General features: G+C 63.0%; 17 protein-coding genes and 1 tRNA gene. 8 read left to right on the top strand and 10 right to left on the bottom strand.

What is annotated here, in order from left to right:
* Window positions 1–6 precede the first annotated feature (6 nt).
* Window positions 7–867 carry a 23S rRNA (guanosine(2251)-2'-O)-methyltransferase RlmB gene (rlmB, locus tag RHPLAN_RS22935; RefSeq protein WP_068022439.1) on the top strand — a complete coding sequence of 287 codons (861 nt, stop codon included), beginning with the start codon at window positions 7–9 and terminating at the stop codon, window positions 865–867.
* Window positions 868–921: 54 nt separating this feature from the next.
* On the opposite strand, the gene RHPLAN_RS22940 is transcribed toward rlmB, so the two are convergent.
* Both RHPLAN_RS22940 and RHPLAN_RS22945 read right to left on the bottom strand, forming a co-directional pair.
* The gene (locus tag RHPLAN_RS22940) at window positions 922–1863 is read right to left on the bottom strand and encodes a hypothetical protein (RefSeq protein WP_157100427.1); all 942 of its coding nucleotides are present in this window, start codon (window positions 1861–1863) and stop codon (window positions 922–924) included.
* A 103-nt stretch (window positions 1864–1966) separates the two neighbouring features.
* A complete protein-coding gene (locus tag RHPLAN_RS22945) occupies window positions 1967–2506 on the bottom strand; it encodes a hypothetical protein (RefSeq protein ID WP_068022445.1) in 540 nt (179 codons plus the stop codon).
* A 370-nt stretch (window positions 2507–2876) separates the two neighbouring features.
* Here RHPLAN_RS22945 and RHPLAN_RS22950 point away from each other — a divergent pair, with 370 nt between their 5' ends.
* Complete coding sequence (locus RHPLAN_RS22950; RefSeq protein WP_068022447.1) at window positions 2877–4466, top strand: MFS transporter; 1590 nt, start codon at window positions 2877–2879, stop codon at window positions 4464–4466.
* Between the two features lie 82 nt (window positions 4467–4548).
* Here RHPLAN_RS22950 and RHPLAN_RS22955 read toward each other — a convergent pair whose 3' ends face one another.
* Window positions 4549–5565, bottom strand: a complete 1017-nt coding sequence (locus RHPLAN_RS22955; RefSeq protein WP_068031688.1) for an NAD-dependent epimerase — start codon at window positions 5563–5565, stop codon at window positions 4549–4551.
* Complete coding sequence (locus RHPLAN_RS22960; protein WP_068022450.1) at window positions 5562–6845, bottom strand: nucleotide sugar dehydrogenase; 1284 nt, start codon at window positions 6843–6845, stop codon at window positions 5562–5564. Before RHPLAN_RS22960 ends, RHPLAN_RS22955 begins: the two co-directional genes overlap by 4 nt.
* Before the next feature lie 203 nt (window positions 6846–7048).
* Here RHPLAN_RS22960 and RHPLAN_RS22965 point away from each other — a divergent pair.
* A tRNA-Thr gene (locus RHPLAN_RS22965) sits at window positions 7049–7123 on the top strand.
* 588 nt (window positions 7124–7711) lie between these two features.
* Here the strand turns inward: RHPLAN_RS22965 and RHPLAN_RS22970 are convergent.
* Window positions 7712–7984 carry an H-NS family nucleoid-associated regulatory protein gene (locus RHPLAN_RS22970; protein ID WP_068022452.1) on the bottom strand — a complete coding sequence of 91 codons (273 nt, stop codon included), beginning with the start codon at window positions 7982–7984 and terminating at the stop codon, window positions 7712–7714.
* A gap of 484 nt (window positions 7985–8468) precedes the next feature.
* Between RHPLAN_RS22970 and RHPLAN_RS22975 the strand changes: the two genes are divergently transcribed.
* A complete protein-coding gene (locus RHPLAN_RS22975) occupies window positions 8469–8744 on the top strand; it encodes a hypothetical protein (RefSeq protein WP_157100428.1) in 276 nt (91 codons plus the stop codon).
* Between the two features lie 240 nt (window positions 8745–8984).
* Window positions 8985–9221: a hypothetical protein gene (locus RHPLAN_RS39575; protein ID WP_157100429.1), complete on the top strand. Its 237-nt coding sequence runs from the start codon at window positions 8985–8987 to the stop codon at window positions 9219–9221.
* A gap of 95 nt (window positions 9222–9316) precedes the next feature.
* Here RHPLAN_RS39575 and RHPLAN_RS22980 read toward each other — a convergent pair whose 3' ends face one another.
* The 3 genes from RHPLAN_RS22980 to RHPLAN_RS22990 all read right to left on the bottom strand — a co-directional run bounded on the left by RHPLAN_RS22980 (window position 9317) and on the right by RHPLAN_RS22990 (window position 10858).
* Window positions 9317–10081 (bottom strand): molybdate ABC transporter substrate-binding protein, encoded by a 765-nt coding sequence (locus tag RHPLAN_RS22980; protein ID WP_068022459.1) that lies wholly within the window; start codon window positions 10079–10081, stop codon window positions 9317–9319.
* Window positions 10082–10194: 113 nt separating this feature from the next.
* Complete coding sequence (locus tag RHPLAN_RS22985) at window positions 10195–10539, bottom strand: Smr/MutS family protein (protein ID WP_068022461.1); 345 nt, start codon at window positions 10537–10539, stop codon at window positions 10195–10197.
* Between the two features lie 4 nt (window positions 10540–10543).
* Window positions 10544–10858 (bottom strand): DUF1648 domain-containing protein, encoded by a 315-nt coding sequence (locus RHPLAN_RS22990; protein WP_068022465.1) that lies wholly within the window; start codon window positions 10856–10858, stop codon window positions 10544–10546.
* A gap of 125 nt (window positions 10859–10983) precedes the next feature.
* Between RHPLAN_RS22990 and RHPLAN_RS22995 the strand changes: the two genes are divergently transcribed.
* On the top strand, window positions 10984–11334 hold the full coding sequence (locus RHPLAN_RS22995) for a hypothetical protein (protein ID WP_084246603.1): 351 nt from the start codon (window positions 10984–10986) through the stop codon (window positions 11332–11334).
* A 31-nt stretch (window positions 11335–11365) separates the two neighbouring features.
* Here RHPLAN_RS22995 and RHPLAN_RS23000 read toward each other — a convergent pair whose 3' ends face one another.
* Window positions 11366–11608, bottom strand: coding sequence for a hypothetical protein (locus tag RHPLAN_RS23000; RefSeq protein WP_068022471.1), 243 nt, complete (start codon window positions 11606–11608; stop codon window positions 11366–11368).
* Between the two features lie 248 nt (window positions 11609–11856).
* Between RHPLAN_RS23000 and RHPLAN_RS23005 the strand changes: the two genes are divergently transcribed.
* Window positions 11857–12150 (top strand): hypothetical protein, encoded by a 294-nt coding sequence (locus tag RHPLAN_RS23005; RefSeq protein WP_068022474.1) that lies wholly within the window; start codon window positions 11857–11859, stop codon window positions 12148–12150.
* Between the two features lie 78 nt (window positions 12151–12228).
* On the opposite strand, the gene RHPLAN_RS23010 is transcribed toward RHPLAN_RS23005, so the two are convergent.
* Complete coding sequence (locus tag RHPLAN_RS23010; RefSeq protein ID WP_068022477.1) at window positions 12229–12594, bottom strand: hypothetical protein; 366 nt, start codon at window positions 12592–12594, stop codon at window positions 12229–12231.
* 258 nt (window positions 12595–12852) lie between these two features.
* Here RHPLAN_RS23010 and RHPLAN_RS23015 point away from each other — a divergent pair, with 258 nt between their 5' ends.
* Window positions 12853–13224 (top strand): hypothetical protein, encoded by a 372-nt coding sequence (locus tag RHPLAN_RS23015; protein WP_068022481.1) that lies wholly within the window; start codon window positions 12853–12855, stop codon window positions 13222–13224.
* The last annotated feature ends 61 nt before the right edge of the window (window positions 13225–13285 follow it).

Below are 13285 nucleotides of genomic sequence, written 5' to 3' on the forward strand. Positions count from 1 at the left end.
CCAGCGATGCCCAAATTCGAACGACCCAAGGGCGGCCCCCCCGGCGGTCCGCCGCGACCCGGAACCCGGTCCGGAGCCAAGCCGGGCACCACCCACGAGCAAGCCGACCGGCGCGAACGCTTCGAACGTGCCCGCAGAGACAGCTTGAAGCCTGCCGACGACACCGCGGTGCTCTATGGCTGGCACACCGTGACCGCGGCGCTCGCCAACCCGAACCGGCAGCTCCGCAAGTTCCTCGCCACCGACAATGCCGCCCGCCGCCTCGCCGACGAAAATATCGCCTCCCCTCGCGCCCCCGAAATCGTGCGGCCCGACGCGATCGCAGCGCGATTGCCGCCCGACGCCGTGCATCAAGGCCTCTATGTCGAGGCCAATCCCCTGCCCTCGCCCGCGATCGAAGAGCTTGCGACCACCGGCATGGTGCTGGTGCTCGATCAGATCACCGACCCGCACAACGTCGGCGCAATCTTCCGCTCGGCTGCGGCCTTCGCGGCAACGGCGATCGTCACCACGGCGCGGCACAGCCCTGAAGCGACCGGCGTGCTGGCCAAGGCCGCGTCCGGTGCGCTGGAGCATGTGCCCCTCGTCACAGTGCAGAATCTTGCCCGCGCCATGGCGGAATTGAAGGAACGTGGCTTCCTCGTGGTCGGTCTCGACTCGAGCGGCGCGGACGATCTCGCGGCACTGCCGCTGCGCGCACCGCTTGCGCTGGTGCTTGGCGCCGAAGGCAAAGGACTGCGCCAGCTCACGCGCGATACGTGCGACAGTGTCGCCCGGCTCGATCTGCCGGGCGCGATCCAAAGCCTCAACGTGTCGAACGCGGCCGCGCTCGCGCTTTACGTCGCGCACACCGGGCTGAAACGCTGAACTCCTGGCAGCGTTTCCTCGGCGAGCCGCGTCACACTTCGCCTGAAAGCGCTCCTAGTCGTTCCGCTGGATCGAGATGATGCGGGCGTTCGGCGCCGATACATAACCCGGCACGGTCGGGTAGTTGCGGTATGTGCCATAGGGCCGATACCCGCCCTCACCATACGGATGATAGCTGTAGGCGGTGCAGCGATAGGCCCGGTGGCCGAGATCCCGGCTGTCGATCTGACAGAGCTTCCACGCCGGATCGGGCCGCAGATTTGGATACACCGTGACAAGGCCGTCGCTGGTCTGAACCTCGCCCGGCACTTCGATGACGGCCGCGCTCGCAATCGACGGCGCCTGCCGCGGCACATCGACCACAACCGGCGGCGGAGCGTAGGCCGGAAAGTGTTCGATGCGGTCCGCAGTGACCGGCGGTTCGTGCCGCTCGGCATGTTGCGGCATGATACGAGCCGGCTCGCGGTGCGGCCGCGCCTCCTCACGGCGATAGCGTGGTGGGACTTGAGGCTCCGCGATCCGCTGCTGCATGCCCGGTTGCTGCGTGTTGCGCGCCGCAGGCTCTGCAATCACACTTGAGAGCCCCGCATCCGGCTCGGACTTCGCAATGGCCTGCGCCTTCACCGGCTCGGGCCCGGTCACGGCGACAGGCTCAGGCTTGGCAATCTTCGCCGGCGGAGCCGTCGCGGGCTCCGGCTTTGCGACAACCACAGGCTCGCGCTTGGCTTCGGGCTTGATCTTATCCTTTGCTGCGGCGGCTGCGACCGGTTCGGGCGATACCTTGTTCGGAACGGTGTTGGCGGGATTGCCGGCCGTCGATGCAGCCGGCTTCTGAGCGGCCCGGGTCTGCGGTTGCGCCGCCCGCTGCGCTGCCGCGGCTTCAGCCGCCGCCTGTGCGCGGCAGGCGTCGTCGAAGCACTCGCGGTCGGCGACGGCGTGGGTTGCGATCAGAGTGGCCGATGCAGCCAGTGCGATGAACGTGATGCGGCGGGACATGACGATCCCCATGTATTGGTGCCGTTGTGCCGCATCATTGTAGCTGCTTTCAGTCTTGCTTCCTCTTGGCCCGCGGTGGCCGCGCGGGCGCTTCAACAAGTTTCTAGTGTTGACGCCTGCGCCGCCCGTTGGGCGGGAAGACAACATCGGGTTGATAGAACGTCGCTGGATCCGTGACGGTCGCCGGCATGGAGCCGCCATCCGACATGCCGGACGAATACATCTGCTGCGGCGCGCTCGATCGCCGGACTGGCGGCGCGACGTCCGATGACGATGACGACCAGTTGCGCGAGAATGGTTCCGCGGCTTGCGGGCCTTCGGGCCCATCGTCGATCTCGTTGCGGCCGCGCGGCGGCGGACGGCCATAACGCGGATGATACGAGTTGCGCGGCTCGTAAACCGGGTTCGGACGAATCAGCGAACCGCCGTAGACCGTGACCGTGCCGTGACCCGGCCGCGCCAGACCCCAGTCGCCTTCCACAACCGCATAGGACGCATCGCGGCCGTTGATCACGATCGGGACGCCCGGCCGCGTTGGAATCGCGATGACAGGCCCCTCTTCGTCGGCGCGCGCGGGCACGGTGGCGGCGAACGCAACGAGTCCCGACAACACCGCGACGCCGAACGCAAACCCACGCACCATGGCCGAACTCCACCTCATGAACGGCATTTTAGACGAACTGTTCCTTCGTCCGGTGAATCGCTCGACGGAATTGCGCGGTATCATTAATTGCGCGTGAGGCAGCGTCGTCAAAGCGACGTGGCAATCGGGCGACTGAGGGTTAACGCTCTGTGCGTTTATCGCGCGTTCCGGAATTTATTGCGCCGCAAGCCGCATCCCTACGACTTTAGACGTAAGACATGATGTGAACAGACGCTCTGTTAACCGCGTCGTATCCCTCTCTGGAGGAGCCGCAATTGCTGGCGTGGCGGCCCCGCACAAAGGCAACAATCAGAGACAAGGGGGGCCCATGACAACGGCCACAGCAACAGACTATAGCACATCGACAAAGATGACGTCCGAGCAGCGGATGGTCATCTTCGCCTCATCACTTGGCACCGTGTTCGAGTGGTACGACTTCTACATTTACGGCACGCTCGGCGTGTTCCTCGCGAAATACTTCTTCTCGAACGTGCCGGCGAACGTCGGCTTTATTTTTGCGCTGCTCGCCTTCGCGGCCGGCTTCGCGGTGCGGCCGTTCGGCGCGCTGATCTTCGGACGCATCGGCGACATGATCGGCCGCAAGTACACCTTCCTCGTCACCATGTCGCTGATGGGCGTCGGCACCTTCTTCATCGGCGTTCTGCCCGGTTATGAGAGCTGGGGCCTCGCCGCGCCGATCGTGCTGATCGCACTGCGTCTCGTGCAGGGCCTCGCGCTCGGCGGCGAGTACGGCGGCGCTGCGATTTACGTTGCCGAGCACGCGCCCAAGAACAAGCGTGGTTTCTACACCTCTTGGATCCAAACCACGGCAACGCTCGGCCTGTTCATGGCGCTGCTGCTCATCCTCGGCATCCGCACCGCGATGGGCGAGCAGGCGTTCGGCGAATGGGGCTGGCGCATTCCCTTCCTGCTCTCCGCCGTGTTGCTCGCGGTGTCGATCTGGATCCGGCTCAAGCTCAACGAGTCGCCGCTGTTCCAGAAGATGGTCGCGGAAGGCAAGACCTCGAAGCGTCCGCTGACCGAGGCCTTCGGTCAGTGGTCGAACGCCAAGATCGCGATCCTCGCGCTGCTCGGCGCCACCGCCGGCGAAGCCGTGGTGTGGTACGGCGGTCAGTTCTACGCGCTGTTCTTCCTCACCCAGACGCTGAAGGTGAACGCCGTCGACGCCCAGATCATGGTGGCGATTGCGCTTCTCATCGGCACGCCGTGCTTCATCCTGTTCGGCTGGCTATCCGACAAGATCGGCCGCAAGCCGATCATGATGGCGGGCTTCGCGCTCGCGGCCGTGACCTACTTCCCGATCTTCCAGACGCTGACCCACTTCGCCAACCCGAAGCTGGAAGCAGCGCTGGCGGCCTCGCCGGTGGTCGTCACCGCCGATCCGTCGGAGTGCTCGTTCCAGTTCAAGGCGACGGGCACCGAGACGTTCACCACGGGTTGCGACCGCATCAAGGCCGCGCTCGTCGGCCTGTCGGTGAACTACAGCAACGTCGAGGCGCCGAAAGGCACCAAGGCCAGCGTGAAGATCGGCGATACCAATCTCGCGTCTGACGCCGCCAACCTGCCGGCGGCCATCGCCGCCGCGGTCAAGAACCACGGCTATCCGGCCGCGGCCGATCCGAACGAGATCAACCGGCCGATGACCATCCTGTTCCTCACCATCCTGGTGATCTACGTGACGATGGTCTACGGCCCGATCGCGGCCTGGCTGGTCGAACTGTTCCCGACCCGCATCCGCTACACCGGCCTGTCGCTGCCCTATCACATCGGCAACGGCTGGTTCGGCGGCTTCCTGCCGGCGACCGTGTTTGCGATCGTGGCCGCGACCGGAAACATCTATTCCGGTCTGTGGTACCCGATCATCGTGGCCTGCATGAGCTTCGTCGTGGCGCTGATCTTCCTGCCCGAAACGAAGGACCGCGACATCAGCCACATCTGACCAAACGACATCGGGCGGCCCGCAGAGGCCGCCCGACCTGCCCATTGCGCCCCACGCTTACATGGGGCGCTTCTTTTTGCGCTTACACGCCGTGATAGGCGCGATACCAGGCAACGAAGCGCGCGACGCCGTCCTCGATCGAGGTCGAGGGCCGGAAGCCCACGTCGCGCATCAGGTCGTCGACATCCGCGTAGGTCGCAGGCACATCGCCCGGCTGCATCGGCGCGAGCTCGCGCTGCGCCGGACGGCCGAGCGCCTTCTCGAGGAGATCGACCACGTAGGGCACGTCGTGCGGCTGGTTGTTGCCGATGTTATAGACGCGCCAGGGCGCATTGCTCGTCGCCGGGTTCGGATGGTTGCCCGACCAGGCCGGATCGGGCACGGCCGGCCGCTCGATCAGACGGACCACCGACTCCACCACATCGTCGACGTAAGTGAAGTCGCGCCGCATCTTGCCGTGGTTGAACAGCCGGATCGGCTTTCCCTCCATGATGGCCTTGGCGAAGATCCACATCGCCATGTCGGGACGGCCCCAGGGCCCGTACACCGTGAAGAAGCGCAGTCCGGTCGTCGGCACCCGGAACAGGTGCGAATACGAATGCGCCATCAGCTCGTTGGCCTTTTTCGACGCCGCATAAAGGCTGACCGGATGGTCGACGGTGTCGAGAACGCTGAACGGGAGTTTGGTGTTGGCGCCGTAGACCGACGACGACGACGCGTAAAGAAGATGCCGGCAACCGTGGTGGCGGCTGCCTTCCAGCACGTTGATGAAGCCCTGCAGGTTGGCGTCGACATAAGCGTGCGGATCCTGCAGCGAATAGCGCACGCCGGCCTGCGCCGCGAGGTGTACCACGTGGGGAAACTTTTCGGCCTTGAACAGGGCTGCGGTTTCGGCACGGTCGGCCAGATCGAGCCTGACGAAACGGAAGCCGTTGCGCTTCTCAAGCTCCTTCAGCCGGTCCTCTTTGAGCTTCGGATCGTAATAGGGCGTGAGGTTGTCGACACCGATCACCTGCCGGCCTTCGTCGAGGAGCCGCCGCGACACATGCGAGCCGATGAAGCCCGCGGCGCCCGTCACCAAAACCGGATGCTCGCTCACAGCCGCCACAGATCGATCCCTTCAGGCTTGGCCGCGCGATCGAGCATGCCGCGCACGTCGAACACGAGCCCTGCCCCGCCGCGCAAAAGCCGCTGAACCAGCCGCCAATTTTCACGCACATAGGGCTCGTGCGCCACGGCGACAACCACCGCGTCGGCGGGTTGAAGCGCCGCCATCGGCGTGAGCGCGATGCCGTATTCGTGTTTCGTCTCGTCAGCGATCGCCAGCGGGTCGTGCACCTGCACGGTGACGCCGCTCGCCTGAAGCTCGCGGACGATATCGGCGACCTTGGAGTTGCGCGTGTCCGGCACGTTCTCCTTGAAGGTCATGCCGAGCACCGTCACCGTTGCGTCTCTGACGCCGCGGCGGAACAGCGAGCGGACGCATTCCAGCGCCACGCGCTTGCCGACGCCGTCATTGATGCGGCGGCCGGCGAGGATCACCTGCGGCTGGTAGCCGGCCTTCTCGGCGCGGTGCGTCAGATAATACGGATCGACGCCGATGCAGTGGCCGCCGACGAGCCCCGGCACGAAGGGCAGAAAATTCCATTTGGTGCGGGCGGCGGCCAGCACATCGCCGGTGTCGATGTGCAGCACCTCGCAGATCGCCGACAGCTCGTTCATGAAGGCGATGTTGAGATCGCGCTGCGAGTTTTCGATCACCTTAGCGGCTTCGGCGACTTTGATCGAAGGCGCACGATGCACGCCGGCCTTCACCACGGAGCCATAAACGTCGGCGATCAGATCAAGGGTTTTCTCGTCGAAGCCCGACACCACCTTGACGATGTTCTCAAAGCGATGCGCCTTGTCGCCCGGATTGATGCGCTCGGGCGAATAGCCGATGGAAAAATCCTTGCCGACCTTGAGCCCGGATACCTGCTCCAGGACCGGTACGCAGTCCTCCTCGACCGCGCCGGGATAGACCGTCGACTCGTAAACCACTACGCCGCCCCGCTTCAGCGCCGCGCCAACCGTGCGCGAGGCTGCGAGCATTGCCGTCAGGTCGGGCTGATGCGCTGCGTCGACCGGCGTCGGCACCGTGACGATGAAAAAGTCGCAACCCGAAAGCGCCGCGGCATCGCTTTCGTAGCGCAAGGTCGGATGATGCAGGTCGGACGGCTCGATCTCGCGGCTCCTGTCGCGGCCCGCGCGCAGTTCCTCGATCCGGCTCTTGTCGATGTCGAAGCCCAACACCGGCACGCCGCTGCGGGCAAACGCGACCGCAACCGGCAGGCCGACATAGCCCAGCCCGATCACCGCAATCTTGCGTCCGTGTGCCACGATGGTCCCTTATCGGCCCCGGCGCCGCAGCGCGGCCCCGCCGGTGCTTATCCGGACCAGCCCCCGGGAAGTCAACGGCCAGGCGCCCGCAACCAGCGCAAGCCATGGAAATCGCGCCGGAATTCGCAATCGCCCGCCCGGGCAGGCGGCCCCATACAGGCAGTGGCAAAATCGACAGGATCGGGTAGTAAGAGAGTCGGAGCGCCGGGCTAGCTCAGCGGTAGAGCAGCGGTTTTGTAAACCGAAGGTCGGGGGTTCAATCCCCTCGCCCGGCACCACAGTTTCCCGCGAATTATCGGCATTTTTCTCGCCTTTCCCGCTTCGGCATACGCGGCATAGGCGGCACGCAGCAGCGGTTTTGCCAGACACAAAAACCGCAACATTCGTTCTCGGATAGTTCGCCTCATTCGAACGCCTCCTGCATGCCAAAGAGGACAGCCCTCGGCTTGCGTACTTGCTTGCCAAAAATGGGCGAGCTGGCAGCCGGAGCCACCACTCTCAATGGAAGTTTGCACCAACAAGTGCGAGGACCATTGCTATCCGCGCCCGGTGAAATTGCTCATCCCGCAATCGTCGTCGAAGAGACCTGCAACTGTCCCGCGAAATTTTACCGCGCGACCGTCGGCCACTCTTTACGAACCGACAAATTTTCGCGGCGTGACCAACGTCACGCTGGAACGATTTTCCCGTTTGCGAATTGATAGGTCAGTACGAGCAAGTGCCCCTCCCCCGAGAGCTTGCTCGGAACAAGACCCCGCCACCCTCCGTGTGCGGGGTCTTCTAATTTTTTGGCTTTGGCGGCAGATCGCTTCACTCACGTTGAGTGCGTTGCCGAATTCCTTCCGGCGAATGCAGTCCCGGCGAGCCTATGCGATGCGGAAGTCTTCCTTTTTGAGCTTCGTCCCCTTCATCTCTTCCTTCATCCAGCGCGGCTCTTGACCGCGTCCGGACCAGGTGAGCTTCGGATCTTTCTTGCTGCAGAATTGAGGGGCGACCTTGCGGCCCGCCATCTTGGATTTACGACCCGGCTTGGTCTCGGTCCCTGTCAGATGCGCGAGCTGTTTACGAAGTTCAGAAGCACGGCTCGATATGGCGTCAGCCACTTCGTCTCGCAGCTTGAACAGCGCATCGATCGACATAGCCGCAAGTGGAGCGTCTTTTGGTTTACGCCTACGCTTAGACATCAAGTTCTCCAGGTTGCGCGAATTTCTGTCAGCGTAAGGTATGCTTTCAATTCGTCGAGTGTCCCTCCTCCATTCAGATGAGCTTTTACACAGGACGGCCGATATTCACGTCCGCTCCCCGTGAGATCGTCTTTGCGATCTCGAGTCAGTGTATTCCTAACGCTCAAATTTGGAGTTCGACTAATGCGGACTTGCAACGAGCGCGTCGTGTTCAAGACTCGCCAAAGTCATCGCGTTCTTTTCGAGTGAAGAGACTGATTTGCAACCTTTGATCGTGGGCGATCACTCTTGGCGTTCGCGACCTTCCCCGCGACAGGATCAGGTTGAGCACGGCCGAAGAGCAGCAAAATTATATACATTCCTGCTTTGTGCTTTAACCATGTGACGAGTTCTATCGAAACTCGATGACCGGTTGTGCGCATATCCGCCGGCAAGTGTATTGGGTGAAAGTTTGCATTCGAAAGAGATCGAGCAGTTCATCGCCATTTCGCGAAAGCATCTGGCGGATGCATATATCAAGATCGCGTCGGAGCCCCTGACGCCATCAGAGCAGTCCACGATGTGGTCGCTCATTCGCGGCGTGGAAGCCGCCATGAAGCTGTGCGGCGTTTCGCTCGAAGATGAACTTGAGCAGTTGGACCGTGACCTGGAGGACCTTCTTCGTCCAAGCAAGCGGGCACATGAAATTCGAGAGCCGACGGAATTTTTGTTCTGAGCCTTGCGGCCGTTCAGACCGCCGGCGCACCCGGTCCTCGTCTGACAGGGACACCACCCTCCACCAATTCCAAATCACGGAGCTTCACCGCGGAAGGGCCTCGTGATTTACACACGCCATTCCCGTCTTCACCTCAGGCCCCGCCTCTCCGTGTGCGGGGCCTTCTTTTTGGTCTGTGCGATCGAGCGCTGGAGATAGGTCAGCCTACGCATGGTTCGTTCAAGGAAGCTGTCCTTCACCATGGCGATGCTTGCTTCGACCCCCGTCATTCACACGGCAGGAACTTTTGCTATTTTTCGTCCCATGATCCCCTGGGACTTCGACGGACGCTTGCTCGGCCGTTTCAGAGAGTGGCTCAACCGCACTCCCGGAAATAATTGGGATGAAGCCTCGTCCATCGCGAAAGTCGGGCGTGTGGTCCTCATTGCTTTGGCGTTGGCCATCATGGTTGGAGTGCCGATCTATCTCTTCACTTAGTCGGCAAGATTTTCTCGCAACTCACAACCAACGTCGTCTTCCTCATTGGTTAGGTTTGCGAACTCGACGCTCGCGATGCGGACAAACGCGCACCGTCAATGCGGCATCAGCCCCGGAGCAAACCCGAGATCCGTCCAGATCGCCGCAGCCTCCGGCGTCGTCAGGCTTGCGACGAACGCCCGCGCGATGTCCGGCTCTTGTGCATTGTTCAGCACACCGGCCGTGAACGGCTCCCGATCTTGCAGGGGACGCGGCAGAGTGCCGGCAAACTTCAAGCCGGGTGTGGTGACGATCGCGCTCTTGAAGGTGATGCCAAGAGCCGCTTCACCGTTCGCCACCTTCACGACGACGAGATGACTGCCGGCCACCAGCACCGCTTTGCGCGCCACTTCATCGGCCATACCGATCTCGGCGAGCGCGCGGCCCAGATACTGGCCGAACGCGCCACCGCTCTTGGGGTCCGTATAGGAAATCGACGGCGCGGCGTGCAGCGCAGCCTTGAACGCCTCGAGGGTGGTCACGTCCGGCGTCGGTGAGTCGGCCCGGACGCCGACGCCCGCCAGGCTCGCTGCGACCGGCACCGGTTTGTCCAACAGGCCGGCGCCAGCCAGTGCCACCTTGCCCTGCTCCGGCAACACGATGGCATCGGCCGGCTTGCCGGCCTTGATGTCGGCGAGGATCGGCCCGGTCAGGCCGTAGCTGACAGTGATCTTGTGGCCCGTGGCCCGCGTAAATGTCTGCGCCAGGCGATCGAGCGGATCTTTCACCGCAACGGCGGCAAGCACGCGGATTTCGCCGGCCGTGGCGTGTCCGATGTTCACCGCAAGCAAGACCAGCGTGACGACGACATTTCGGAGCATGCGGTTGGTCCCCTCTCGGCCGTCCCCAAGGCCCAGTTCAACTGAACGGCAGCAGTCTTGCAAACCGTTGGCTTGGCCTGCTGGGCCACCGGCGCCGACTTGGCGCCCTCGCCTCACCGAAACCTCGGCTCAGGCAGGATGTCCGGATCCAACGCCGCTCGTGACGGCGATGGGTTTGCTTTCAGCTTGACGGTCGTTTCGCCCCAGCGACGGCAATCGAGCGTCGTGTACTTGATCCACTGGCGCAGCAACACGCTGTGCCGAAACCGCCGCCGCAGGGCGAGACCAAAGTATCCCGTCTTGGTGTTGTAAAAGCCCGGCGAGCGGCCTCGCGCTCTGCCATGCCCGTGGATCAGGCAGAGGCGATCGGCGCCCGTCTCCCACGCTTGCTGAACGATCTTCGTCAGCACGTCGCCCACGATATCGTCTGGATGATGGCCGTGGAGATCGATGTTCATTGTCTTACGGCTTCCGGGCCGCCACGGCCAAAATTCCGATATGCACGGCGGCGATGATGATCGAGGCAAGCAAGAGTCCGATCTCCGGGCCGTGGACCCTCTCCGGCGTATAAGTCATGGCGAAATAGATCAGAAGCCGCACCATCAGGGCCAGCGCCACCATTCCCCACATCGCGACACGCTTCGGTGCGTACCAGGTCGGCTTTCCGTCAAAGCCCCATTGCATGGCAATCCGCCCGCCGACCTTCGGCGCGAAATAGAGATTGGCCCCGATCATGACGGCGAGCGCGGCGAGGAAAGCCAGGTCGGCTGCGAGCATTCAGGGTCTCCGGCGTACCGTTTCAAACTCCGCATGCCCCGGAATCGGATATTTACCGATGGAACCAACAGAGTTTACGACATCTTAACGACTTGATTCGCATTCTCCGCAAAACGGAGAATGCGATGCGCGCCTATCAGCTTCCGGTTGAAGAGCCCTGCCCCGTTCCCGAACCCCTCCTGGGGGACCTTTATCGCGCGAACCCCGAAGGGCTCGCCACATTGGTCCGGACCATACCCGCCACCAGCCGGGCGCTGCTCGCGCTCTATTGCTTCAAGCGGGTGCACTTGAAATCCATCGCGCTTGCGCTCGCCGAAACCTGCAGCAAGGACGATCTCATCGTTCATGGCGGCGACTACGGTGCCGACCTCTACGAACGCGCGCGGCGTGCACCGCCGGTCGTCGAACAGCGCCCGAAGATCAGCCTGTCGCGCGGCGCGCTGATGAAGGTCGTGGTCGATCAGGATCTGATCTGACCCAATCCGGATTTTCAGGATTTCGCCTGCGTTATTCCGCAGCGATCGATTGCGTGCGCCGGCCGACTGGCGTGATGGTCCAATCCCACCACGCGAATTCGAGCCGGAAGTTCCAGCCTTCGAGCACACAGCCATAGGCAGTGCCATCTGGCCCGCGCGGAAATTTCCGGTCGCTCGGGCCGCTCAGCGTTCCAACGAAGCTGTACTTGCCGTTGCGGACGCGCACGCGCCGCCCGAGCAGCGCCGCCACCTCATCGTCTTCGAGCGAATGCACGACTTAAACCTGCACCGTCAGCCTTTCAGCTTCAGCGGTACTATGTGAAGGAAATAAATCCAGCGGAGCGTGATGCTAACGCTAACAGGCAGCGTTAATTGCATCGCGTGTGCCAAGGTGCGCGTGTACCCCAGCGTGAGCGCGACAGCTTGATGGCGCTCGCCGGAACGTGATCGGCACCCTGCCGCTGTTTGAGCGGAACGATGCGGAAGCCCACCTGTTGACCCCATGTCCAACAGGAGCAGCCCATGAAGAAAGCTTTGATGGTCACAGCGATCGTGCTGGCGAGCTCGGCCGGCGCATTGGCGGCAGGCGCGTCACAACAGCCGGGCGAACGCGGCGTCCAGCAGAACAAGCATCACACGAACGGTGCCGGGACCAGATCGATGAACCGCGGCACCTCCGCCAATGGCGGTGTCGGCACCGGCGGCGTCACCACCGGCAGCGGTCGAACCGGCGATCCATCCAACACCAGCCTGGACCGTTCGGGCCGCTCGGGCACCAGCGCCTCGCCGGGCGCGAACGGCATGGATTCCCGCTGATCTGAGCGGGACGGCGCAGAGCGAACAGAAAACCAACAGCCCGCCAATTGCCGGCGGGCTGTTTTTGCCGGCTCGCCATCACGTGTTGAAATAGTTCCTGACCGTCCGGCGATCGGCATCGTCCCAGGTCGGCATGATCAATGTACGGCGCAGGCTCGCCTCAAACTTGCCGCGTGCCGGCTTGAGCTGCGCCACCACCACGACCGGCTCGCAAGCGAATGCGGCGTGGATCGCGCAACAAATCGTCTGATGCAGCGTCCGCATCAGCACCTCGAGCTCATGACCGATCCATTGCGACGACAACGCCTCGTGCAAATCGTTCAATCCGTCGACCACCAGCCCGTCGCCGGTGTTACGCACCGGCAGCCGCAGCACGCCGGGCCATTCGGCGATCACCGTGAGATAGAGTTCGTCGAACGTCGGCAGGCAAGCTTTCACATTCATGCTGTAACTCTAGAAGACGCTCTCGGACGGCGATGTGACCGGCAACACAGTGCCCCCGCGATCTCCCCAAAAACTCCATGGCGGCGTCACTGTCATTCGCCGTCCCTGGATCGAGAAATGCATTCCTGCAACCGTCCGCGGTGCCCGGGGCACTCCTCCGCCCGCGCGGTTGCCCTTAACATCATGTGTGCCGGCCTAAGGAAGGCGTAGACGCCGGGCGCAGGCAGTGATGAAATACCAAGGGATCACTGGAATCGCATGATCCGCCGATCGGACGTTTTCTTCATCATCCTGGTTGTGGTCGTCGCCGCCATGTTGTCGTTGCACATGGCGGTGATTGTCGTTGCATTGCTGGGCGCCTTCGCCTGCGGTTCGGTCTACGTCTTCGCCGGGATGATCCCGTCGCGCACCGAAGGCTTCGGCACCCGGGTGTTCGTTTCGATGTTTCTTGCGGTCGTGGCGGCGTCAATCGTTCTGATCGTGCCTGGCACGTTGGGCCTCACGCGCCCCAGCCTGGAAAAGCCGGTGCTGACGATTGCAATACTGCTGCCGCTCGCCGCCTTCTGCTTTGAGATCCTGCGAACGCCCGGCCTGTTCGCAGGCGTCATGCGGTGGCTTGCCCGACGGTAAGCACTCGTTGCCGAACAGCAATACCACCAATAAGAAAGGTCGGCGCAATGCCGACCTTTCT

This window comes from Rhodoplanes sp. Z2-YC6860 (genome assembly GCF_001579845.1).
Classification (GTDB): domain Bacteria; phylum Pseudomonadota; class Alphaproteobacteria; order Rhizobiales; family Xanthobacteraceae; genus Z2-YC6860.